24 protein-coding genes and 1 tRNA gene are annotated in these 22,351 nt (G+C 68.6%); 17 read left to right on the top strand and 8 right to left on the bottom strand.

What is annotated here, in order from left to right; all coding sequences use genetic code 11:
* Positions 1 to 224: 224 nt before the first annotated feature.
* From G9C83_RS11450 to G9C83_RS11440, 3 genes are all read left to right on the top strand, one after another.
* Positions 225 to 695, top strand: coding sequence for a hypothetical protein (locus G9C83_RS11450; protein ID WP_167246271.1), 471 nt, complete (start codon positions 225 to 227; stop codon positions 693 to 695).
* A 23-nt stretch (positions 696 to 718) separates the two neighbouring features.
* The gene (locus G9C83_RS11445) at positions 719 to 1,576 is read left to right on the top strand and encodes a hypothetical protein (protein WP_167246270.1); all 858 of its coding nucleotides are present in this window, start codon (positions 719 to 721) and stop codon (positions 1,574 to 1,576) included.
* 341 nt (positions 1,577 to 1,917) lie between these two features.
* Positions 1,918 to 2,622, top strand: coding sequence for a hypothetical protein (locus G9C83_RS11440; protein ID WP_167246269.1), 705 nt, complete (start codon positions 1,918 to 1,920; stop codon positions 2,620 to 2,622).
* A gap of 407 nt (positions 2,623 to 3,029) precedes the next feature.
* Here the strand turns inward: G9C83_RS11440 and G9C83_RS11435 are convergent.
* From G9C83_RS11435 to G9C83_RS11420, 4 genes are all read right to left on the bottom strand, one after another.
* Positions 3,030 to 3,104, bottom strand: a tRNA-Val gene (locus G9C83_RS11435).
* A gap of 42 nt (positions 3,105 to 3,146) precedes the next feature.
* Positions 3,147 to 3,350, bottom strand: a complete 204-nt coding sequence (locus tag G9C83_RS11430; RefSeq protein ID WP_167246268.1) for a hypothetical protein — start codon at positions 3,348 to 3,350, stop codon at positions 3,147 to 3,149.
* Positions 3,351 to 3,546: 196 nt separating this feature from the next.
* Positions 3,547 to 4,083, bottom strand: coding sequence for a cob(I)yrinic acid a,c-diamide adenosyltransferase (locus G9C83_RS11425; RefSeq protein ID WP_167246267.1), 537 nt, complete (start codon positions 4,081 to 4,083; stop codon positions 3,547 to 3,549).
* The gene (locus tag G9C83_RS11420) at positions 4,080 to 4,319 is read right to left on the bottom strand and encodes a glutaredoxin family protein (RefSeq protein ID WP_167246266.1); all 240 of its coding nucleotides are present in this window, start codon (positions 4,317 to 4,319) and stop codon (positions 4,080 to 4,082) included. The genes G9C83_RS11425 and G9C83_RS11420 overlap by 4 nt, the downstream gene beginning before the upstream one ends.
* Before the next feature lie 74 nt (positions 4,320 to 4,393).
* Here G9C83_RS11420 and G9C83_RS11415 point away from each other — a divergent pair, with 74 nt between their 5' ends.
* Positions 4,394 to 4,717, top strand: coding sequence for a tRNA-binding protein (locus G9C83_RS11415; RefSeq protein WP_167246265.1), 324 nt, complete (start codon positions 4,394 to 4,396; stop codon positions 4,715 to 4,717).
* Here the strand turns inward: G9C83_RS11415 and G9C83_RS11410 are convergent, their stop codons facing one another.
* A complete protein-coding gene (locus G9C83_RS11410; protein ID WP_167246264.1) occupies positions 4,718 to 5,530 on the bottom strand; it encodes a MarR family transcriptional regulator in 813 nt (270 codons plus the stop codon).
* Positions 5,531 to 5,679: 149 nt separating this feature from the next.
* Here G9C83_RS11410 and cbiT point away from each other — a divergent pair, with 149 nt between their 5' ends.
* The 10 genes from cbiT to G9C83_RS11360 are packed head-to-tail and all read left to right on the top strand — an operon-like array spanning position 5,680 to position 13,211.
* Positions 5,680 to 6,246, top strand: coding sequence for a precorrin-6Y C5,15-methyltransferase (decarboxylating) subunit CbiT (cbiT, locus tag G9C83_RS11405; RefSeq protein WP_167246263.1), 567 nt, complete (start codon positions 5,680 to 5,682; stop codon positions 6,244 to 6,246).
* A complete protein-coding gene (locus G9C83_RS11400; RefSeq protein WP_167246262.1) occupies positions 6,243 to 6,968 on the top strand; it encodes a cobalt-factor II C(20)-methyltransferase in 726 nt (241 codons plus the stop codon). Before cbiT ends, G9C83_RS11400 begins: the two co-directional genes overlap by 4 nt.
* The gene (locus G9C83_RS11395; protein ID WP_167246261.1) at positions 6,961 to 7,830 is read left to right on the top strand and encodes a cobalt-precorrin-4/precorrin-4 C(11)-methyltransferase; all 870 of its coding nucleotides are present in this window, start codon (positions 6,961 to 6,963) and stop codon (positions 7,828 to 7,830) included. The genes G9C83_RS11400 and G9C83_RS11395 overlap by 8 nt, the downstream gene beginning before the upstream one ends.
* A gap of 2 nt (positions 7,831 to 7,832) precedes the next feature.
* Positions 7,833 to 8,804 (top strand): cobalt-precorrin 5A hydrolase, encoded by a 972-nt coding sequence (cbiG, locus tag G9C83_RS11390; RefSeq protein WP_167246260.1) that lies wholly within the window; start codon positions 7,833 to 7,835, stop codon positions 8,802 to 8,804.
* Positions 8,801 to 9,715, top strand: coding sequence for an SAM-dependent methyltransferase (locus G9C83_RS11385; protein WP_167246259.1), 915 nt, complete (start codon positions 8,801 to 8,803; stop codon positions 9,713 to 9,715). The genes cbiG and G9C83_RS11385 overlap by 4 nt, the downstream gene beginning before the upstream one ends.
* The gene (cobJ, locus tag G9C83_RS11380; protein WP_167246258.1) at positions 9,715 to 10,680 is read left to right on the top strand and encodes a precorrin-3B C(17)-methyltransferase; all 966 of its coding nucleotides are present in this window, start codon (positions 9,715 to 9,717) and stop codon (positions 10,678 to 10,680) included. The genes G9C83_RS11385 and cobJ overlap by 1 nt, the downstream gene beginning before the upstream one ends.
* Positions 10,680 to 10,925, top strand: a complete 246-nt coding sequence (locus G9C83_RS11375) for a ferredoxin (RefSeq protein ID WP_167246257.1) — start codon at positions 10,680 to 10,682, stop codon at positions 10,923 to 10,925. The genes cobJ and G9C83_RS11375 overlap by 1 nt, the downstream gene beginning before the upstream one ends.
* Positions 10,922 to 11,623 (top strand): cobalamin biosynthesis protein, encoded by a 702-nt coding sequence (locus G9C83_RS11370; RefSeq protein WP_167246256.1) that lies wholly within the window; start codon positions 10,922 to 10,924, stop codon positions 11,621 to 11,623. The genes G9C83_RS11375 and G9C83_RS11370 overlap by 4 nt, the downstream gene beginning before the upstream one ends.
* Positions 11,620 to 12,843 (top strand): CbiX/SirB N-terminal domain-containing protein, encoded by a 1,224-nt coding sequence (locus G9C83_RS11365; RefSeq protein WP_167246255.1) that lies wholly within the window; start codon positions 11,620 to 11,622, stop codon positions 12,841 to 12,843. The genes G9C83_RS11370 and G9C83_RS11365 overlap by 4 nt, the downstream gene beginning before the upstream one ends.
* Complete coding sequence (locus tag G9C83_RS11360; RefSeq protein ID WP_167246254.1) at positions 12,840 to 13,211, top strand: DUF3209 family protein; 372 nt, start codon at positions 12,840 to 12,842, stop codon at positions 13,209 to 13,211. The genes G9C83_RS11365 and G9C83_RS11360 overlap by 4 nt, the downstream gene beginning before the upstream one ends.
* A gap of 8 nt (positions 13,212 to 13,219) precedes the next feature.
* Here the strand turns inward: G9C83_RS11360 and G9C83_RS11355 are convergent, their stop codons facing one another.
* Positions 13,220 to 13,927: a hypothetical protein gene (locus tag G9C83_RS11355; protein WP_167246253.1), complete on the bottom strand. Its 708-nt coding sequence runs from the start codon at positions 13,925 to 13,927 to the stop codon at positions 13,220 to 13,222.
* The gene (locus G9C83_RS11350; protein WP_167246252.1) at positions 13,924 to 15,981 is read right to left on the bottom strand and encodes a VWA domain-containing protein; all 2,058 of its coding nucleotides are present in this window, start codon (positions 15,979 to 15,981) and stop codon (positions 13,924 to 13,926) included. The genes G9C83_RS11355 and G9C83_RS11350 overlap by 4 nt, the downstream gene beginning before the upstream one ends.
* Positions 15,982 to 16,015: 34 nt before the next feature.
* Here G9C83_RS11350 and cobN point away from each other — a divergent pair, with 34 nt between their 5' ends.
* Genes cobN through G9C83_RS11335 form a run of 3 tightly spaced genes read left to right on the top strand, consistent with a single transcriptional unit; the run spans position 16,016 to position 21,433 of the window.
* Positions 16,016 to 20,008 carry a cobaltochelatase subunit CobN gene (cobN, locus tag G9C83_RS11345; protein ID WP_167246251.1) on the top strand — a complete coding sequence of 1,331 codons (3,993 nt, stop codon included), beginning with the start codon at positions 16,016 to 16,018 and terminating at the stop codon, positions 20,006 to 20,008.
* Entirely contained in the window at positions 19,998 to 20,693 is a 696-nt protein-coding gene (locus G9C83_RS11340; protein ID WP_167246250.1) for a precorrin-8X methylmutase, read from the top strand. The genes cobN and G9C83_RS11340 overlap by 11 nt, the downstream gene beginning before the upstream one ends.
* Positions 20,690 to 21,433 (top strand): cobalt-precorrin-7 (C(5))-methyltransferase, encoded by a 744-nt coding sequence (locus G9C83_RS11335; RefSeq protein ID WP_167246249.1) that lies wholly within the window; start codon positions 20,690 to 20,692, stop codon positions 21,431 to 21,433. The genes G9C83_RS11340 and G9C83_RS11335 overlap by 4 nt, the downstream gene beginning before the upstream one ends.
* Here the strand turns inward: G9C83_RS11335 and G9C83_RS11330 are convergent.
* Complete coding sequence (locus G9C83_RS11330) at positions 21,430 to 22,203, bottom strand: sirohydrochlorin chelatase (RefSeq protein ID WP_167246248.1); 774 nt, start codon at positions 22,201 to 22,203, stop codon at positions 21,430 to 21,432. The two genes, G9C83_RS11335 and G9C83_RS11330, sit on opposite strands and share 4 nt — an antisense overlap.
* Positions 22,204 to 22,351 lie beyond the last annotated feature (148 nt).

Raw genomic sequence — 22,351 nt, 5'->3', positions numbered from 1 at the left:
AGGCTGCTCGGAATCACCAGCCGAAGTTCCAAACATTGGCTAATTAGAAGCGTTGATAGGAAATTCGCTTAGCGATAGGTATAGAGTAATTACCCCACATCCCCCGTTCGGACTGCTATTGCTACAGGTGGTTATAGGACGTCTGCTTCAAACGATTTAGAAGTTTGAGTACTGTTCTCCTCCCAAACTTTCAATATTTGTCGAACAAATTCATTATATAAGAAGTGCCTGAAGACGAACCAACACTCCTCGAAATCGTCCACGGCGTAGCCGACCGGATGACTCCCACCGACGCAGGAGTAGTACTCCTCATCAGCTTGGCTGGGACCATCTACGCACTCTATCAAGGGCTTGAGAACTGGTGGATCTATACCCTCATACTGGTAGGCCTCATCCTCCTCTTTGAAGCCCTGCAATGGTACTACTTCGACCACCCTATACAACGCCTGCAAGAGAAAACTGAACGACTGGCGGACGGAGAGGATATAGAGCCTGATCTCGATAGGGGTACAAGCCTCACCGATCCTTACACCGCGTCAATTCTCGGTGGCATCCTCATCTGGGGGCTCATTAGCATCCACGTGCTTCGTCCCGTCATCGGCAAGTATCCCGGCCTGTATGTCTTTTGCGGGGGAACATTGGTAATCATAGCGGGAGTGTCTCTCGTATTCAAGAAAATTGGGAGAATCGACTAACCTATCAAAAGATTCGCCAATTGATGGAGAAACTTGATCCGAACACGGTCTTCGACAACGAACGAAGCGACCAGGTAGACTTCGAGATCGCCTTCACCGCCTTCGTTGTCACTATTGTTCTCAGCGTATCCGGCAACGACTTCGGGTACACCGTGTTGAAGGCCTTGGTAATCTCGCTAAGCGGGTTCACCTTGCTTCGTAAAATGGCGGTCTCTAACCAGCATACATCTCCGGACAAGGTGCTTCGTTGGACGATGCCGTTTATCCAAGCAATCACGTTGGTCGCATTAGTCCAGATCTTCATGCAATTCGGGGCATTGGTCGTACAGCAGTTTTCGTTACCTCTTTCCCCTGTAGTCGTTGCTTCACCGCTTGTGCCGATGTTCTTCGTCGGTGTCTTCGCGTTCCATGAAAAAGTGACCAAAGATGCCAGTATCTACCTCGCATTGCTCTGCTACAATGCCTCGGAAAGAGCGAGGGAGGCAGATATATTTGGGTTAACCAATGATCTTGACGACTGGTGTCTCAACCATGCCGCAATATTCGTCACGTTCTCCAACAGCGAGAGTATTCCACCAGAGCTTGCCTGGTTGGAACACCGCGTGGAATCCGAGGCCTCTCCTCCTCTTTACGGCTTGTTTGCAGTAGGCGCAGTCGGATACGTCTTGATCTGGCTGTTGATCTCCTGGGCTCTCGGCTCTGCTGTTCTCAACTTGGTATTTCTCTTCTTCATATTCTTCACCAAGTACCCGATTCAATTCTGGTACTCGCGGTTCGGGCTTGCACGGATTACTCCAGATAGATCTGGCTGGATTGATGGTTTGATTGTCTTGCTTGGTTTGCTTGCCGCCAACCTGACTATTCTACCCCGATACGGGTGACTTTAGAGTAGTTGCTAACACGGTTCCTGTATGCAGAGTATATCGTGAAACAACCAGTCGGTTCGCGCTCCTACTTAGCGGCTGTTCCAGCGACGAGAGGGTCGAACTAATAGGATTTCAATAGAGCCATGATATCACATTGTGAAGGCTGAATCGGGGTTTTAGCGGCTCGTTTTGTGGGATTTCGGCGTCGGGACTTTCCGACTCTTTATTAGGAATCTCGATTATCGGTTGTATGGCGCACAATATCACCGACAACGAACCTGTCCGGAGTTCCCATCCCGAACCAAAGAACCAGGGTCACCGGACGGTCTCGATAGTCCTTGCGACTGAAGGGCACGATGACTGACGGCGAGCGCTCGATTCGTGAGACCGGGATTGCAGAGTGTGATTTCGCTGCACGCGTCGGCGACGTGCACGTCCTTGGTGTGCTACACGAGAGTCCCTTGGCGATCACGCGGGTGACAGGCGCGATAACCCGATACAAGCCTGATGTCGTGGCTATCGAAGCGAGCGAAGAGGCAATCTCGCAGTACCATCCAGACGTCCAAGACGCACGGTGGCCTCCACGCGATGAACTGGAAGCGGCAGCCTACATCACCGACCGCGACTACGACTTGCTCCTGGCCGGTATCGACACCAGCGAGTACACGATTCCCGACGAGTTCGAAGGCCTCGACCGGGAGATCTTCGTCGAACTCGGCATCCTCGACGAGACGGAATCGCTCACCAGATCAACCTACTACGAGCTGGACATTCCGCTGATTCGACGATGGCGAGCTGAAACCGAAGAACGAGCACCAGAGTTGTTCGAGGAGATTCTCGCTGATCGTGACGAATCGATGGCCGGACATCTCCACGCGCTGGCTTCCGGCGACGATATTGATACGGTCGTGGCCTCAGTCGGCGTCCAGCACTTGACTGGAATTATCGACTTGCTTAGCGACCCGTCTACGATCTCCGAAGAGCTCATCGAATGTCCACCACTCGCTGACTATCGGTTATTCCCGCGCGACTCCCCGTACTCCAGTTACTCCGACGGGTGAGCGGGACTGACCCCTGCGCGTTCAGTGAACCGGAACAACAGTAAGCCACTCAGAAGAGTCCTGCCAGACCAGCCAGCCCGATAAGTATCATAGAGAGGCTGAGGAGCAAGATTAGCAAATGACGCAGCCCGACTGTCTCCATTACGTCCGTCATCCCTTGTCAGGCCATTGGTTGGAAAAATTGAGTGCGTGAGGGAAATAGCTGTCGCGCGGACGCGGGACGGATCGCCACCCGGTTTTTTATCCGGGGCCCGTCTGTCAATAACCGGATCGCCACACGGAGGGACCCCGCGTGCAACGAACGACTGGAATCATGACCTCGAATTCGGCCCCGGTTTCGTCGATTCTCCCGTTAGAAGCGCTGAAAAGGAGGAATACGGCCGAATACAATCCGTACGTGCCGCGTATGGGTCGGGGCGGAGTTGAACCGCCGACCTGCTCCGTGTGAAGGAGCCGTCATAACCGGACTAGACCACCGACCCTCGCACGAGGTAGTACCCGCAGGCCGCCATTAAGACTTGCGTTTAGTCGGCGCGGCGGCGCGCAGTGCTGCCGACGCGGTCGAGGAGGGCGCGTGCGCGCTCGCTGCGAGTGGGCTCGTGGTGCGTTCGTCCGAGGGCGGCGTTGGCTCGCTCCTCGGCGGAGTCGAGTTCCGTGTGGACGGCGAGCGCGAGTTCGTCGGCGGTGCGGCGGGCGTAGTACCGGGCGTCGGTGAAGTGTCGGTTCATGCCACAGATACGCCGGTAGCGACGATAACGCTGCCGGGCGAGCTGTCCGCCACCGGTAGATTTTAGTGGTTTTGGGCCAACCTAAAACTCGTGTGGCGGGCGCCGCCGGCCGCCCGTCCGCGTCTGTCCCAGCCTGTCACCGTCGGCACCCAACCCGTCCCGCCGGGGACGAAGGCATCACCTCGTCCGCGCGCCGTCAGTACGACGGCGACTCCTCGCGGACACCGTCTCTCGCGTTCGCCAGCCGCGCGAACACGAACAGCGCGTCCGAGAGCCGGTTCAGGTACGCGATTGCGGTCTCGTTGACGCCGTCCTCGTGGTCCGCGAGCGCGACCGCGCGGCGCTCCGCGCGCCGGCAGACCGCCCGCGCGTGGTGGAGGCTCGCGCCCGCGTCGCCGCCGCCCGGCAGGATGAACGACTGCAGCGGTTCGAGCTCTTCCTCGCAGGCGTCGATCCACGCCTCGACCTCGTCGACGTGCTCCTCGCGGACGACCGGGTCGTCCTCGTCCGGTTCGGGGTTCGCGAAGTCCGCCTGCACGACGTGGAGGTGGTTCTGCGCTGCTTCGAGGTACTCGTCGAGCTCGTCGTGGCCGGTCGGTCGAGTCGCGCCGAGTATCGCGTTCACCTCGTCGACCGTACCGTACGCCTCGATTCGCGGGCTGGTCTTCGACACCCGCGTCATGTCCCGGAGGTCGGTCTGCCCGCTGTCGCCGCGGCGCGTGTAGATCTTCATGCGAGGGTTCGCTCGACGTACCCGAGGATGTTCTCGCTCTCGGCCATCGTCACGCCGCGGTCGTCGTCGACGAGCACGGGGACGCCGCGCTGGCCGCTCACGCGCTTGACCTCGTTGCGCTCGGAGTGCATCGCGTCCACCCAGACCGACTCGTAGTCGACGTCGTGCTCGTCGAGGGCGTCCGCGACCTTCTCGCAGTACGGACAGCCGTCCAGCTCGTAGAGTGTGAGACCCATACCGGGCGTAGGCGGCGAGCCGCCAAAGAAGTTGGTCCCGAACGGTTTTGGCGCCCGGCGTCCTCGCCTCGGGCGTGCCACCGAACCTCTTCGAGACGACGTTCGCCGTGGGGGAAGTCCTCGACGCGGAACCGTTCCCGGAAGCCCGCAAGCCGGAGCTCGCGAAGCTCGAAATCGACCTCGGGGACGAGGTCGTCCAGTCCGCGGCCCAGACCGGCTACAACTACGAGCCCGAGGAGCTCGTCGGCCGGCAGGTGCTCTGCGCGACGGACCTCGGCACGGTGAACATCGCGGGCTACGAGTCTGAAGTACTGACCGTCGGCGTCCCGGACGAGGACGGCAACCCCGTGCTCGTCGGGCCGGACGAGGGCGTGCCGCTGGGCGGCGAGCTCTACTGACTACTGGTCGCCGGGTTCGACGACCTCGTAGCCGACGTTGCGCTCGCGTAGCGGGTCAGTGTGCGCCGACAGCCGGTCGGTCGTCGCGACCAGCAGGACGGACAGCCCCTTGCTGGCGGCCTCCGGGACTGCCTCGGACGCGCCGAACCGGATGTCGGGCTCGACGTCGGCGTCCCGTACCGCCACGAGCGCCTCGACGCCCGCCGCGGCGACGAGGTCGTGTTCGGCGAGGCGGTCCGCGACCGCGCCCTCGGGGAGCGCGCGGCTCCCGCCGTCCTGCACCGTGGGGACGGAGAGCACCGTGACCTCGCCGGGCTGGTAGTCGAGCATCCCCTCGAACTCCGCGGCGCCGACGTCCTGCCCGGGTTCCGCCGCGGTGACCGCGACCGCGGTGGCGCTGCCGACGTCGCCGGGCGTGGCGTGCATCACGCCGTCCCGCATCGCCAGCGAGACGCGCTCGCCCTCCTCGATTTCCGCGGTCGCGATTGCGGTGTCGACGTCGACCTCCTCGATGACGTTCTCGGAGACGTACTCCACGAACGACCGGAGGTCGTCGGTCTCGGAGATGAGCCAGTCGACGCCCTCCTTGGTGACCTCGTAGCGGCCGCGGCCGTGCTTGCGCACGTGGCCGTCCTCGACGAGGTCGCCGAGGTAGTCGCTGACCGCCTGCGCGGTGACGCCGATGGCGTCGGCGATTTCCTGCTGACTGACCGCGGGCTGGCGCTCGGCGATTTCGACGAGAATCTGGTAGCGGGTGGCGTTCCGCTTGCTCCGGAGAACCCCCAGTTCTCCGACGGTGGAGGAGTCGGCCATCGGTCCAGCCGAGTGGTTCCTAATTCAAGTATCTTTGTGTGAAACGCGTCCTCGATTGCGCTACCGTCCGTTTCCGGCCGAGTTACGAAAGCACACTTTCTCTAATTCAACCAAAATTGTTTTAGGCGCTACTGCTGTTGTGTTCGGTGATGTCACAGACACGCCTTCCCCACGACGCGAAGGCGGGCCCGACCAAGCCGGAGGTGCGAGCGGTCCTCCGCGCGAAACTCGCGCTCGGACCCGACGACCACTTCGTCGAGGTCGGCTCCTGCACGGGCGCGGTCACCGTCGAGGCCGCCCGCGACGCCGGCCGCGTCACCGCGCTCGAACGCGACCGCGACCGCGTCGAGACGACCGAGCGGAACCTCGCCGCCAACGACCTCGGAGACGACGTCGACGTCCGGCACGCCGAAGCCCCCGACGGCCTCCCCACGGACGCCGACGCACTGTTCCTCGGCGGCAGCCGGAACTACGAGGCCGCCCTCGACCACGCCGTCGAGACGGGCGTCGAGACGGTCGTCATGAACGTCTCCCGGCTGGAAGTCGCGGGCGACGCCACCCGGGCGTTCCGCGAGCGCGACCTCCTCGACGAGGTCGTCCAGTTCCAAGTGAGCCACGGCTACGAACTGGCGGGCGCCACCTCCTTCGACTCGGAGAACCCCGTCTACATGCTCGTCGGGAGCGCCACCGAGAGCCCCGCGGAGGCCGAGCGATGACCGTCTACGGCGTCGGCCTCGGCCCGGGCGAGGCTGACCTCGTGACCGTCCGGGGGAAACGTGCGCTCGAAACCGCGGACGTCGTCTACTCGCCCGGCCGGCTGTCGCGGTCGGTCGCGACCGAGCACGTCCCCGAGTCGCGCATCGGCGACCTCGACTTCCCGATGACTCGCGACCCCGAGGAGCTCCGCGACGCGTGGCGGGACGCCGCCGCTGAAGTCGCACCCAGAGCCCGCGGCGGCGACGTGGCGTTCGCGACGCTCGGCGACCCGAACGTCTACTCGACGTTCGGCCACCTCCGCCGCACGCTCGACGCGTTCCACCCCGAGGTGGACGTGGAGGTCGTCCCGGGCGTCAGCGCGGTTACCGCGTTCGCCACCGCGCTCGGCGTCGAAGTCGACGCGGGCGCGGGGCTCGCGCTCCGCGAGGCTGCGCGCGGGAAGTCACCAACCGGCCCCGACCGGATGGTCCTGTTCAAGGTCACGGACGCGCCCGCGACCCACGAGGGCCTCGCGGACGCCGGCTACGACGTGACCTACGGCCGCCGGCTGTTCATGCAGCAGGGCGACACCAGGGTCACCTCGGACCCCGAGGAAATCGCCGACCGGGACTACTACACGCTCGCGTACGCCGAGCGCGAGGACTTGCAGAAGGACCGCCCGACAGCGTTCGAGGACGCGCGCGATTCGGACGGCACCAGCGGGGTGGTCGGCGGTGACTGACGACCCGCAGGCCGCAATCGACGCCGCGAGCGAGCAGCGCAAGCACGGCCGCGACCTCCGCGTCTACGAACACACCGCCGGCGACGTGCAGGAGGGCATCCCGTTCATCGGCGCTGGCCCCGGAGACCCCGGCCTGCTCACGGTGACTGGGAAGGAACTCGTCGAGGACGCGGACCTCGTGGTGCACGCGGGCTCGCTCGTGAACAGCGAGCTCCTCGACGAGTACTGCGCGGACGCCGAAACCGTCTCCTCCGTAGGGAAGGACCTCGAGGAGCTGATTCCGCTGATGCGGGACGCCTTCGAGGACGGCCAGGCGGTCGTCCGCCTACACAGCGGCGACCCCGCGATCTACGGCGCGGCGTTAGAGCAGATGGACGCGCTCGAACAGGAGGGCGTCCCGACGTACATCGTCCCCGGCGTGACGTCGGCGTTCGCGGCGTCGGCGACGCTTCGCACGCAGCTCACCCTGAACGGCACCGCGAACCACGTCGCGTTCACTCGCCCGCAGGGGAAGACCCTCGACCCCGAGGACGACCACGTCTCGGAGTTCGTGGAGATGGGCGACGTGACGACCTGCATCTACCTCGGGACGCACGCCATCCCGGACGTGATGGACCGGCTCCTCGACGACGGCCGCGACCACGACACGCCGGTGACCGTCGTCTACCACGCGTCCTGGCCGGACGAGGACGTCGTCGAGGGAACCGTCGAGACCATCGGCGAGAAGGTCGAGGACGCGGGCTACCGCGCCTCCGCGATGGTCGTCATCGGTGACGCGGGCGCCGGCGCGAACTACGACCGGTCGTACCTCTACGGCGACTGGGCGAACCGCAGCGGCAGCGAGAGCGAGGCAGACGACTGACCATGAGTGCTGACAACGACAACTCGGATTCTGGAGGGCACTGTTCGACGCCGGATTCCGACGGCGAGGTCGCCGAGGACATCGCCATCGTGGCGTTCGAGCGGAAGCTGGACACCGCCGAAGAAATCGTCGACGGCATCGGCGACCGGTACGACTCCATCGAGATTCTGGAGTACCACGGCGACGTGTTCGCCGAGCACTGGGGCGAGTACGACTGCTTCGTCGGCCTGATGGCATCCGGCATCGCGATGCGGAAGACCGCCGGCCTGCTCGACGACAAGTGGGACGACCCCGCGGTCGTCGTGGTCGACGAGGCGCTCACGTGGGCGATTCCGCTCACGGGCGGCCACCACGGCGCGAACCAGGTCGCGGACGACCTCGCGTCGATGGGCGCCGTTCCGGCGATGACCACCGCCAGCGAGGCGGCGGGCAAGCAGGGCGTCGAGGAGCGCGCGAAGGCCCTCGACGCGCACGTCGTGAACGGCGACTCGACGGTCGCGACGAACCTCGCGGTGCTCGACGAGAACCTCGGTCCGGTCGCGCGACTCGACGGCCCCGCGGCCGTGCTCGCGGACGACGACGTCACCGTCCTGAAGCGCAACGGCGACGACGGCGTCGTGCTCGGCACCGGCAGCGTCTCCGGCGCGAAGAAAGACCAGTTCCTCGACGCGTGGGAGGCCAGCCTCGAAGACACGGACTACGACCTCGACGACGTGGAGTTCGTCGCCACGGGCACCCGGAAGGAAGAGGAAGAGGGGCTGCTCGCCGCCGCGGAAGAGCTCGGTCTGGGCGTCGTCTCCTTCGAGAAGGAGACCCTCGACGAGTACGAGGGGCCCTCCCCCTCCCGGTCGAAGGAGCTCATCGGTTGGCCGGGCATCGCAGAAGCGTCCGCGATCGCGGGCGGCCGCGACCACGACCTGCTCGCGGAGAAGGAACGCTACGACGAGGCCGTGACCGTGGCGGTGGGAAAATGAGCGGCGAGGCCGAGCGAAGCGAGGCCTCGGAACGCGCGAGCGGTGCAACCGCGAGCGAAGACACGTCCACCGACAGCGACACCGCAGCGTCGGTCGACACGAGCGACTACGGCACGCTGTACGTCGTGGGCATCGGCCCCGGCCTCCCGGGCGGGATGACCCAGCGCGCGAAGGACGTGGTGCGGACGGCGGACTGCGTGGTGGCGTCGAACCTCTACCAGGAGTTCCTGCGGCGGGACGGCACGCTGCCGCCCGAGGACTCCGGCGAGCGCCCCGACCAAGAGGTTGTGCGCTCGACGATGGGCCGGCAGGTCGAACTTGCGCGGGAGGCGTTCGAGCGCGTGCGGGACGGCGAGGACGTCGCGCACGTCTCCGGTGGCGACCCGAACGTCTACGGGAAGTCCGACTTGGTCTACCTGATGGCCGAGGAGGACGAGGCGTACGACGTTCCCATCGAAATCGTCCCGGGCGTGACGGCGGCGCTCGGCGGCGCGGCGAACCTCGGCGCGCCGCTATCCAACGACTTCTGCACCATCTCGCTCTCGGAGAAGTGGCGCGGCTGGGCGGAGATAGAGGAGAAGCTGCGGGCGGCCGCCATCAGCGAGTTCGTCGTCGTCCTCTACAACTGCTGGCGGGACTACGAGCGCGCCGTCGACGTGCTCCGCGAGGAGCGCGCGGACGACGTCCCCGTCGCCATCATCAACGACGCGGGCCGCGGCGACGCCGGCCGGAACACGGAGGGCGAGACGCACACCGTGACGACGCTCGGCGAGGTCGCCGACCACGACGAGAAGGTCGGCGGCATGGGCACCTCGATTCTCGTCGGGAACCACGAGACGGAGGTATGGGAGAACGACCACCGCGAACACCTCGTCACCCCGCGCGGCGGGCGTGACGTGGAGGACTTCTGATGAGCACTGACAACACCACCACGACCGAGACGGACGAATCGACTTCCAAGTGCGGCGCAGCGAGCGCGACAGAGACGACCAGCGAACCGAAGTGCGGCGCGTCCAGCAGTACTGACTCGTCGTCCTCGAAATGCGGCGCGTCATCGTCGACCGAGGAGAAGGTCGACTCGACCGTCGACGACTTCGACGCCGACCCCGGGAAGCTCACCGCCGTCGGGCTCGGGCCCGGCCAGCCGGAGGGGATGACCGAGCGCGCGAAGGGCGCGCTCGCGGACGCCGAACACATCGTCGGGTACACGACGTACATCGACCTCATCCCGGACGACATCACTGACGACGCGGAGGACATCTACGACACGCCGATGTGCGGCGAGGTCTCCCGCACCGAAGAGGCAATCGACCGCGCGCTCGCGGGCAACGACGTCGCCATCGTCGGGAGCGGCGACCCGAACGTGTACGCGCTCGCGGGGCTCGCGCTCGAGATCGTGGAGTCGAAGGGCGCCACCGCGTCCGCGCTGGACTTCGAGGTCGTGCCCGGTGTCCCCGCCGCGCAGTCCTGCGGCGCGCGGCTCGGCGCGCCGCTCGTGAACGACTCCGTGAGCGTGTCGCTGTCGGACCACCTGACGCCGATGCCGGAAATCGAGTCGCGGCTGCACGCGGTCGCCGGCGAGGGGTTCACCATCGCCATCTACAACCCGTGGAGCCGGAAGCGCCGCGAGAATTTCGAGAAGGCCTGCGAGATTCTGCTCGCGCACCGCGACGAAGACACGCCGGTGGGAATCGTCCACGGCGCGGGCCGCGAGGACGAAGAAGTCGAGCTCACGACGCTCGGCGAGCTCGAATCGTACGGCGAGACCGACCTCGTGGACATGACCACGACCGTCGTCGTCGGCAACGAGGACACGTACGTCTTCGACGACCGGATGGTCACGCCGCGGGGCTACGAGACGAAGTACGACTACTGATGTACCGCGTCACCATCGACCGCGGCGCCTGCGACGGCGTGTTCGCGTGCCTGACGCGGGACCCACGGTTCGTGGAGGACGACGACGGACTCGCCACGCTCGACGCGAACGCCGGCACCGTCGAGCAGACCGACGAGAGCGTCGTCGGGGAGTTCGACGACGAGCGCGCCGAGGATGCGGAAGCGGCCGCGGCGGCGTGCCCGTTCGACGCCATCACCGTCGAAGCCGTGGAGGGCGAGCCGTGAGCGCCGACCAGCCAGCGGTCGACGCGCCCGACTCCGCGCTCGCCGCGCACCCCGAGACGGCGTACTTCTGGGGGCACGTCGCGGGCGCAGGCGACCTCGCCGAGTCCTGCGTGACCGTCGAGACGAGCGACGAGGCGGTCGCCGACCGCCTCGCGGCAATCGCGGGCGGCGAGCGCACCGACCACCGCGTCACCGAGCGCGAGTACGCCCACGACACGTCGGTCACGCGCCGCGAGGACGAGTACACCGTGCAGGTGTTCGGCGACCTCGCGGGCCGCGCGGCGGCCGCGTTCGGCCTCCCCATCTCGGGCGAGGCGGGCGGCTACCGGCTGGACGCGCTCCGCGAGTACGACAGACAGCTGCTCCGGGGGCTCGTTGAGTCCTGCGGGACGGTCTGCTTCAAGTCCTCCTCGGGGACGGTCGGCGTCTCGTTCGTCCACGAGGACCGCGCGCTCCTCGACAGCGTGCAGTCGCTGCTCGACGACGCGCCCGTCGACGCCCCGTACGACGACGCGGCCGAGGCGTCCTCGGGCTACTACTTCGGCGTCGCCGACGACGCGGTTCCCGAGCTCGGCGCGTGGCTCTACGAGGGCAGCGAGGAGTCAGGGCTGTTCGCGCCGTCTCGCCGGCGGAAGCTCCGCCGGAGCCTCGAACAGGCCGACGGCGTGGCTGCCACGCTCGCGGGGGGTGAGCCGTGAGCCGCACGGACAGCGCGGCGGGGAGTCTGAACGACGAAGCCGTCCTGCTGGTCGGCCACGGCTCCCGGCGCGAGAAGTCCAACGAGCAGGTGCGGACGCTCGCCGCGGACCTCGAAGACCGGCTCGGGGTGCCCGTCGACGCGGGCTTCCTCGAACTCGCGGAACCGTCGCTCGCCGACGCCATCGACGCGCTCGCGCCCGCGGTCTCCAGCATCTCGGTCGTCCACTTGTCGCTGTTCGCCGCCAGCCACGTCAAGAACGACGTGCCCGCGGCGCTCCGGCGGGCGCGCGCCGAACATCCCGGCGTGGACTTCGACAACGGCTCGCACCTCGGCGTCCACCCGGCCTTTGTCGACCTGCTGGACGACCGCGCGGCGAGCGTCGAGGCCGACCTCGGCGTCGACCGCGAGACCGACGACGTGGCCGTGGTGCTGTGCGCTCGCGGCTCCAGCGACCCGGACGCGAACGCCGACGTCCACAAGCTCGCGCGCCTCCTCTACGAGGGCCGGGAGTTCTCCCGGGTGGAGGCGACGTTCGTCGGCGTCACGGAGCCCACGCTCGACGACACGCTCCACGACGTCGCGAAGCACCGGCCGGACGCCGTCGTCGTCGTGCCGTACATGCTCGGCGACGGCGTTCTCACGGGCCGCATCCGCGACGGCACCGGCGAGTTCGACGCCGACTACCCCTACGTCGACGCCGCCTGCGGCGACCCCCTGGGCACGGACTCGCGGCTGCTCGACGTGCTCGCGGACCGCTGGCAGGAAGCCCGCACGGGCAGCGTCGAGATGTCCTGCGACACCTGCAAGTACAAGGTGGAGCTCGACGGCTACGAGGAGGACGTCGGCGGCGCGAAGGCGATGCTGCGCGCGCTCGACCACCGCGAGGCCCACGAGGACCGCGAGGACGTCGCCGACGACCCCCACGCCCACGACGCGCCCGACCGCCACGTCGCGGTCTGCACGAACCAGACGTGCGCGGCCGACGGCGCGCCCGCGGTCCTCGAACGCCTCCGGCAGGAAGCCCGGGACACCGAGGACGGCAGCGTGCGCGTCACGCGCTCGTCGTGTCTCGGCCAGTGCGGCGACGGCCCGAACGTCGCCGTCTACCCGGACGGCGTCTGGTACCAGCGCGTCCAGCCCGAGGACGCCGAGCGCATCGCCTCGTCGCACCTCGACCGCGAGCGCATCGTCTCCGACCTCGACTCCCAACTGCTATGAGCTGCCACGAACTCGAAGCCCTGCGTCTCGGCCTGATGAACGTCCTCGGCACCGACGACCGGAGCGCCCGCGAGCACGCCGAGAAGGAACTGGCGGGCGAACTGGACGGCCCCATCGAGGGGCTCGCGAACGCCGACTCCCTCTCCGAACTCCGGCGGCACCTCGACGCCGCGCTCGTCGACCTCGAGGAGGAGGTCGCCGCCGCCAGCGACGACGACCCCGAGTACGACTACCTGCGCGGCCGCCTGGTCGCGGTGCGGGACGCCGAGCGCTCGCTCGCCCGGGTCGCGGACCACGGAGGCTCGCTGCTCGCGGACCTCGGCGAGACCCACCACTCGCTGCACGACGCGTTCCCCGCAGAAGACTAATTTTATCTTCAGGCCAGAAGCTGCACCGCGAACGCGAGCACGACGGCGCTCGCGCAGAGCTCGACCGCGGCGTGAGCGTGCTGGCCGCGCTGCCGCGCCGCGGTGAACACGCCGCCGAGCCCGGTGCCGACGCCGACCATCGTGAGAGTCAGCGCGACGGCGTACACGCCGACGCTCGCCGTGGTCGCGGGGAGGCCGGAGGTCGGCAGCACCGCGGAGACGAGCGCGAGCATGCTCACCGGCGGCGAGAGCGCGAACAGCGACCCGACGACGCCCGTGCGCAGGTAGTCGCGCCGGGTCTCGTGGTCGTGGCTGTGGAGGCGTGTCCGGAGCGCCGCGAGCACGCGACCGACCGCCGTCTCCGCGTCGCCGCCGGCGGTCCGGCCACGGAGCCGCCGCGTCCCGGTCACCGCGAGTAGCGCGGCGACGGCGAGGAGAATCCCGCCCGCGACCAGCGTCCCGAACTCGTCGACGACCGCCGGGACGGTGCTCGCCGCGGTGCCGAGTAGCGTGAGCACGGCGACCCACGCGACGACGACGAGGACGTGGCCGACCGCGAAGCTCCCGCCGACGAACGCGGCGTGCGTCCAGCGGTCGGTCTCGCTGGTGAGCGCGGAGATGCCGGCGGCGTGGTCGGGTTCGAGCGCGTGCGTCACGCCCAACACGGCCGCCGCTCCGAGCACGCCGAGGCCCGCGCCGGCGCCGACGTCTATCATCGAGTCTCACCCCCGGCGGCGCGGACCGCGCCGTCGATTCGCTCGGGCGTCAGCGCGTCCAGCGGCACGCGCTCGCCGTCGGCCGCCCGCACCACGTCGTCGACGAGGCTGGTGCGGCCGCCGTCGCCCGCGTCCACGACGAGTACGTCCGCGCCGCGGTCGGCGAGCGCGCTCGCGGCCTCGCGGGTGTCTGCGGTCGGTGCATCGGTGCCGGCGTTCGCGCGGCCGTCCGTGACGACGACCACGACCGCGGCGTCCGGGTTCGCGCGCGCCAACACGTCCTCGGCGGCGCACAGGCCCGCAGGCAGCGGCGTGCGGTCGCCCGTCGGTAGCGACTTAAGGTGGCGGGCGGCCAGTGTCACGCTGTCCGTCGGCGGCAGCACCACGTCGGCGTCCTCGCCCGCGAACGTCACCACCGCGACCTCGTCGCGGCGCTCGTAGGCGTCCCGCAGTAGGTCGAGTGCGACGCCCTTCGTGGCGCGCATCGGCCCGCGCATCGACGCGCTCGCGTCCACGGCGAACACGACGAGCGCAGACGCCGACCCAGCGCGCACGGACTGCCGGAGGTCCCGCTGCTCGACACTATCAGCGCCGCGCGCCGCGGCCGCCCGCACCGACGCCGCGGCGTCCACGCTGTCCGTCGCCGACGCGCGCTCGGTTCGCACGCGCGGACCGTGACCGTCCGTGCTGGGCGTCGCCGCGGCGCCGCCCGTGCCAGCGGGTCGGTCGGCCACCGGGGAGTCCGTCTCCGGCGCGCGCCCGGCGCCGGGTTCGATGGGCTCGGCACGCTGCTGGCCGGGAACGAGCGGGGTCGCCTCCTCGGAGTTGTCGCCTTCGCCTTCCGAATCGCCACCTCCCTGCTCCGCGTTCTCGGTGCTCCCGTCACCGTTTCGCTCGCCGCTGGAGCGGCCCGACTCGGGAGCCGGCGACGACTCGTCGCCCCCGTCGCTCGGTTCGTCCCCCGACTCGGGCGCCTCGCTCGGTTCGTCGGCCTCGCTCTCCGTATCCTCGGGTTCCGCGTCGTCCGCGCTGTCATCGAAGTGGTCGTCGACGACGTCCTCGGGGTCCGGGGCGTCCTCGAACGGCCGCGACTGGAGGCGGTGTGGGAGCGCGAATTCGGCCGCGCGCCGGACGTCGGCTTCCGTGACCGTCGGCCGGCCGTCGAGCGCGGCGAACGTGCGCGCGGCGCGCGCCGTGGCAACGTCCGCGCGGTGGCCGTCGACGCCGGCGTCCCGGCAGAATTCGGCGATTTCGTGGACGAGCGACTCGGGGAGGTCGACGTCCCCGAGCAGGTCGCGGGCGTCGAGCAGGCGTTCGCGGACGCGCTCGGTCTCCGCGCCGTGGTCGCCGTCGAAGCCGGAGAGCGCGCGCTCGACGATTTCCGTCCGGTCGTCGAGGTCGTCGCTGCCCTCGACGGCGACCCGGAGCGCGAACCGGTCGCGGAACTGCGGGCGGAGGTCTCCCTCCTCGGGGTTCATCGTCCCGATCAGGGTGAACTCGGCGGGGTGGGTGACGCTGACGCCGTCGCGCTCGACGCGGTTGACGCCGGCGGCGGCGGCGTCGAGGAGGACGTCGACGAGGTGGTCGTCGAGCAGGTTCACCTCGTCGACGTAGAGGAACCCCCTGTTGGCGGCCGCGAGTAAACCTGGGTTGAACTCCGCGTCGCCGTCGAGCGCGTCGGGGACGGAGAGCGATCCGACGACGCGATCCCGGGACGCGCCAAGCGGGAGCGTGACGAACGGCACGGGGCGAGTCTCGACTGGCGGGTCGTCTCGGGTCTGGCAGTCGGCGCACTGTCGCTGCGGGTCGTCGGGGGGACAGCCGTAGGGGCAGTCGACGACGGCGCGCTGGTCCGGGAGCAGGTCGATGAGCGCGCGCGCAGTCGTGGACTTCGCCGTTCCCTTCTCGCCGGTCACGAGGAGGCCGTCGAGGTCGTCGTTGGCGGCGACCGCGAGGAGCGCGTCCTTGAGGGGGCGCTGGCCGACGACGGCCGGGAACGGTACTTCGGCCCGCCCCGCCGCCGACAGCTTTTTGCCGCTTCCTAATTCAACCATATTTGTAATACCACAACGAGGGTTTAACATACTTATGCCTGAGATTGCACTCTACACAGCGACCGAGAACGAACTCGGCTCCGTGCAGGCGGCCGCCGAGCGCGTCGACGCGGACCTCGTCGTCCGCTCGGAGAGCGACCTCGACGGCGACGCCGACGTCGCGGCGTTCCTCGACGCCGCCGCGGACGCCGACGCCGCCGTGTTCTGGCTGCACGGCGCCGAGGACAGCATGCCCGGCTACGAGCGCGCGACCGAGCGCCTCGCCGACGCCGGCGTCCCGCTCGTCGTCAAATCCACGGGCGACGCCTACGCCGTCGAGGACACGACCGTCGCCGCGGAGGACCGCGACACGGTCTACGAGTACCTCGACCGCGGCGGCACGGCGAACGTCGCCAACTGCGTGCGCTTCCTCGTCGACCGCTACACCGGCGCCGATCGGCGGCACGACGACCCCGTCGCGCTCCCGACGGAGGGCGTCTACCACCCCGACCACCCGGGCGCGAGCTACGACGAGCTCCGCGCCACCTTCGACCCGGACGCCCCGACGGTCGCGGTGTGGTTCTACGAGTCCCACTGGACTCACGAGAACACCCGCTACGTGGACGCACAGGTGCGCGCGCTCGAAGCGCAGGGCGCGAACGCGCTCCCAGTCTTCTGCAACCCGGCGACGGACAGCGACGAACAGCAGGACGCCGAGTGGGTGACGGACACGTGGCTTCTGGAGGACAGCGAGGCGTCGGAGACGCCTCGGAATGGAGGCGGTGGAGCCGCCGACGGCAAGCCGGTCGTCGACGCCGTGCTGTCGTCGTTCATGTTCTCGCTGTCGATGGACGAGCGCGGGCGCTCCGCGAGCGACGAAGGAGATTCAGCGGAGGACGTGTTCCTCGACCGCCTCGGCGTCCCAGTGCTCCAGACGGTGACGACGATGCGCTCGCGGTCCCGGTACGAGTCGGCCGACACGGGCGTGATGGGCTTCGAACTCGCGCTGTCGGTCGCGCTCCCGGAGTTCGACGGCAACGTCATCACGCACCCGATTTCGGGTAAGGAGCGCACCGAGGACGAGGCGGGCATCGGCACCGCGCCCAAGCAGCACTTCCCCCTCGAGGACCGCGTCGACCACGCCGCGAGCCTCGCGGTGAATTGGGCGCGCCTGCGCCACCTCGACAACGACGAGAAGAACGTCGCGGTGGTCCTCCACAACTACCCACCGAGCGACGACGGCATCGGCACCGCGTTCGGCCTCGACACCCCCGAGAGCACCGTGAACCTGCTCGACGAACTGGACGCTCGCGGGTACGATTTAGGCGGCCAGACGCCGCCCGAGGGGCAGGCGCTCGTCGAACAACTGACGGGTCAGCTCACCCTCGACGACCGCTGGGTCGCGCCCGAGGACGTTGCGGAACGGAGCGTCGACGTCGTCTCGACCGACGAGTACGCGGACTGGTGGGCGGACGCCGACCCGGACTTCCGCGAGAACGTCGTCGAGGAGTGGGGGGAGCCGCCCGAGCGCCCGTTCGCGATTCCGGGCGTCGAGTTCGGGAACGTGCTCGTCACCGTCCAGCCGCCGCGCGGGTTCGGGATGGACCCGGAGAAGGTCTACCACGACAGCGACCTCCAGCCGCCGCACGACTACTACGCGTTCTACGCGTGGCTCCGGCACGACTTCGACGCGGACGCGGTCGTCCACCTCGGCACGCATGGCAGCCTGGAGTGGCTGCCCGGGAAGACCGTCGGCCTCGATTCGGCGAGCGCGCCGGACGCGCTGCTCGGCGACTTGCCGAACGTCTACCCGTACATCGTGAACAACCCCGGCGAGGGCACGCAGGCCAAGCGCCGGTCGTACGCCGCGGTCGTGGACTACCTCACGCCCGTGATGAGCAACGCCGGCACGTACGACGAGCTCGCGGAACTCGAAGAGCTCGCGTCCCGCTACCGGGAAGCCGGCACCGGCGCGGGCGCCGACGCCGAAGACCACCTCGCCGACCGCATCCGCGAGCACGTCGACGAGCTCGACCTCGCCGTGGAACTCGGTGTCGCGGGCGAAATCGACGAGAAGGCGGACGTTCGCGGCCCCGAGGAAGCCGGCAACACGCTCGCGGAGGGCGACGTGTCAGGCGACGACGTGGACGTCGAGGAACTGGTCGAGCGCGTCCACGAGTACGTGACGGACGTGAAGACCACCCAGATTCGGCTGGGGCTCCACACGATGGGCGAACCGCCCGCGGACGACCGCCTCGTGGAGTACCTCGTCTCGCTCACCCGTCTGGAGAATCCGGGCGCGCCGTCGCTCCGGGAGTCGGTCGCCGGCGTCCTCGGCGTCGACTACGAGACGATGCTGGAGTCGCCGGGCGAGTACAGCGAGGACCTCGGGATGACGTACGCGGAGGCCGCCGACGAGGTGTACGAGACGAGCGTCGACCTCGTGGGGACGCTCGCCGCGGAAGACTTCGACGTGCCCGCGTCGAACGCCGACGCCGGGCCGGAAGACGAGGTGAACATGAATCTCCTCGTCGTGGACGTCGACACTATCGGGGACGCTCGCGCGAAGTCGGGCGCCCACGACGACCTCCGCGAGGTCCTGCGGTTCATCTGCGAGGATGCCGCGCCGCGGGTGTTCGGCGCGGAGAGCGAGATTCCCCAGACGGCGGATGCGCTGGACGGCGAGTACGTCGAACCCGGCGGCAGCGGCGCGCCCACTCGCGGCGGCGTCGACCTGCTGCCGACGGGCCGGAACTTCTACACGCTCGACCCCCGGAAAGTACCCGCGAAGACGGCGTGGGACGTCGGGAAGGAGATCGCGGACGGCGTGGCGGAGCGCCACTCCGACGAGGAGAGCGCGGTGCGAGGCGCCGCGGACCAGTCGAGCGGGGAACACAGTGACCCGCGAGACGAGGGCGAGTACCCCGAGGAAGTCGGCGTCGTCGCGTGGGGGACGCCCACAGTGCGCACTCGCGGGGAGACGATCGCGCAGGTGCTCGGTCTGATGGGCGTCCGGCCGGTGTGGACCGACGCCGGCCGCGTCGACGACGTGGAGCCGATTCCCCTAGAGGAACTCGGACGGCCGCGAATCGACGTGACGACGCGCGTCTCCGGGCTGTTCCGGGACGCGTTCCCGCAGGCCGCGGGCGTGATTCACGACGCCGTCGACGCCGTGGTCGACCTCGACGAGTCCCACGAACAGAACTACGTGAAGAAACACGTCGAGGAGGACGCCGCCGAACTGGAAGACGAGGGCGTCGAGAACCCCGAGACGGCGGCGAAACACCGCGTGTTCACGACGCGGCCGGGCGGCTACGGCGCGGGCACGAACAAGGCCGTCGACGAGGGCGAGTGGGACGACCGCTCGGACCTCGCGGACGTGTACGTCCAGTGGGGCGGCTACGCGATGGGGTCGCGGGGTCGCGTCTCGGAGGCGCACGACGCCTTCAAGCGGCGGCTCGGCAACGTCGACGCGACGGTGAAAATCGAGGACACCGCCGAGCAGGACGAGTTCGACTCCTCGGACTGGTACGCGTTTCACGGCGGGTTCATCACGGCCGTCGCCGAGGAGAGCGGCGAGGAGCCGGCGTCGTACGTCGGGGACTCCAGCGACCCGGACAACGTCGACGTGTACACGAACGAGGAGAAGGTGCGGAAAGCGATGCGCGCCCGCGTGCTCAACCCCGAGTGGCTGGACTCGATGGAGGAACACGGCTACAAGGGCGCTGGCGACCTCTCCTCGACGGTCGACGTCACCCTCGGCTGGGACGCCACCACGGGCGTCGTCTCCGACCGCCTCTGGAGCGAGGTCGCTGAGAAGTACGCGTTCGACGAGGACAGACAGGACTGGCTGCGGGACGTGAACCCGTGGGCGCTAGACTCGATTACGGACACACTGCTGGAGGCGATCGAACGCGGCCTCTGGAACGCCGACGACGAGACGGCCGAGCGCCTGCGCGACCTGAACCTGCAGGTCGAAGGCGACCTGGAGGCGAGAGCGAGAGATTCTCCGGCGGCGAGCGCGGAGGTGTCCTCGGATGACGACTGACGGCGACTTCGAGGCGTACGCGGACCTCGGCGCGACCACCGAGAACGCCATGGAGATCGCGGAGACGAGCATGGATCGCGTGCGCGAACTGGTGCCCGACGAGACGCTCGCGGACCGCGTGCGCCAGAAGTCCGTGCACGCGACCGGCGACCCCGAGTTCCAGCACCTCGTTCGGTTCACCGGCAGCGACGACAGCGAGCCGGTCAGAGCGGGGGCCCGCGCGGTGCTCGACGAAGCCCCCGTCGTGACAGACATCACGATGGTCAAGGAGGGCGTCACGGGCCGCGGCCACGACTGCGAGGTGCGGAAGGCCATCGGGAACGGCGCCGAACTCGCCGCGGAGACCGGGATGACCCGCACCGCGGCGTCCGTCCTCGAACTCGACAGAGAGGGCGTCTACGACGGCGCGATAGCCGTCGTCGGGAACGCGCCGACGGCTGCGCTCGCGCTCGCGGACTGCATCGAGGACGGCACCTGTCCCGCCGTCGTCGTCGCGACGCCGGTCGGCTTCGTGAAAGCCGCAGAGAGCCGGAAGCGGCTCCGCGAGGTCGCCAGCGAACACGGCGTCCCCGCCATCACGAACGTCGGGCGGCGCGGCGGCAGCGGGCTCGCCGCCGGGCTGACGAACGAACTGATTCACGTCGCCAGCGACGCCCGCGACGGTGATGTCGAACTCGAACAGTGAGCGACGCCTACGACCTCGACTCGGGCCCGGACCCGGCGGCGTTCGCAGCCCGCGAACCCGAGTGCGGCTCGGAGCGCGCCGTCCACGCGGTCGGCGTCGGTCCCGGGAGCCCCGAGTTCCTGACGCCGCGCGGCGAGCGCGCGATACGGGAGGCGGACGTCGTGGTGGGCTTCGAGACGGTCGTGGAGTTCGTCGCGGACCGAACGGACGCCGACCTGTTGACGTGCGGCTACCGCGACGAGGGCGAGACGCTCGCGGCGTTCGCAGACCGCGTCGCGGTTGGGGAGGCGGGGACCGCGGTGCTGATGGGCGACCCGAACCACTCCGGCTACCAGTTCCTCGGGAAGGTCGAGCGGGCCGTGGATGCGCCCGTCCGGGTCGTTCCGGGAATTTCGTCGCTGCAGGTGGCGGCCAGTCGCGCGCGCACCCCGATGGAAGACACCGAGTTCGTCACGCTGCACAAGAGCGGCGACCTCGACGACGACCTCGCGTGCCTCCGCGAGGCCGCGGGCGGCCGGCACCTGCTGGTGCTGCCGCGGCCGTTCGACCTGATGCCCGGCGACGTCGCCGCGGACCTGCTGGACGCGGGCGTTGACGCCGGGCTGTCGGCGCTCGTGCTGGAGCGGTTGACGCACGACGACGAGAAGATCACGCGCACGACACTCGGCGAACTGGCCGAGCACGCCGGCGACGAGACGCCGTTCTCTGACCTGTCGGTGCTGGCAGTGCGGCGGGACTAGCGGCCGTCGCCGTCGGCCGCGAACGCCGTGACGTTCCGGGTGAGCGAGTCCTCGAACGTCTCGGTGCCGTCGCGCTCGGCGAGCACGCGCTTCTCCGCGATTTGGGCTTCGACGGCGTCCGTGAGCCGCGGGTGGTCGCCGAGCGGATCGGCGTACGCGAGGCCGCCGCGGTCGAGTTCGAGCCGTTCGGGGATGTCGCGGTCGGTGGCGTCGCTCGCGGCGACGAACAGCGGGACGGCGACGGCGTCGTCGGCGTCGAGGTTGTACCGCAGGCACTCCGCGGCTGGGTTCTGGACGAGGTAGCTGGTGGCGACGTCCTCGTAGTCGCCGCGCTCGCGGAGGCGCGCGGCGTGGTACTCGGCGACCTGCCGGTGGTACGGGAGCGAGCTCGCGCCGAGCGCGACGAGGCCGAGCGCGGCGGGCTGGCCGGCCGCGGCTTCGGCGGCACGGTCGCGGAGCGCGTCGGTGACGGCGCCGCTCCGGCAGACGGGCTCGCAGTAGTGGACTGCGGCGTCGACGCGGTCGAGCACCGCGGGCACGTCGACGGTGGTCTCGCGGGCGTGCGCGGCGGTCATCGGTACGACGAACGCGCGGTCGGCGTCCACGGCGGCCAGCGGGTCGCGGAGGTCCTGCCGGGGCTCGTGCTCGTAGTGGCAGGCGTGGACCGCGTCGGCGACGCCACGGTCGCGGAGCCGCCGGGCGTGCGTGGCGAGCGTTTCGCGGGCGTGTGGCGTGTCCCGGCCAAGCAGGACGAGAGCGTCGCGTGTCATGGTGGTGTAAAGTTGGATTGTTGTAATCCAACTGCAGTTGATTACTGGGTCGACCGAGAGCCCCTAATAGCTTGCGACGGCCCCGCCCGAACTCAGCCAGCGATGAACGCGACGACCGCTGAATTAAAGTCCGCTTGTGTTCTCTCGG

Source organism: Halobacterium sp. R2-5 (assembly GCF_011734195.1).
GTDB lineage: Archaea > Halobacteriota > Halobacteria > Halobacteriales > Halobacteriaceae > Halobacterium.
Note: the sequence above shows the minus strand (reverse complement) of the source record. Positions and strands in the feature narration are given on the sequence as shown.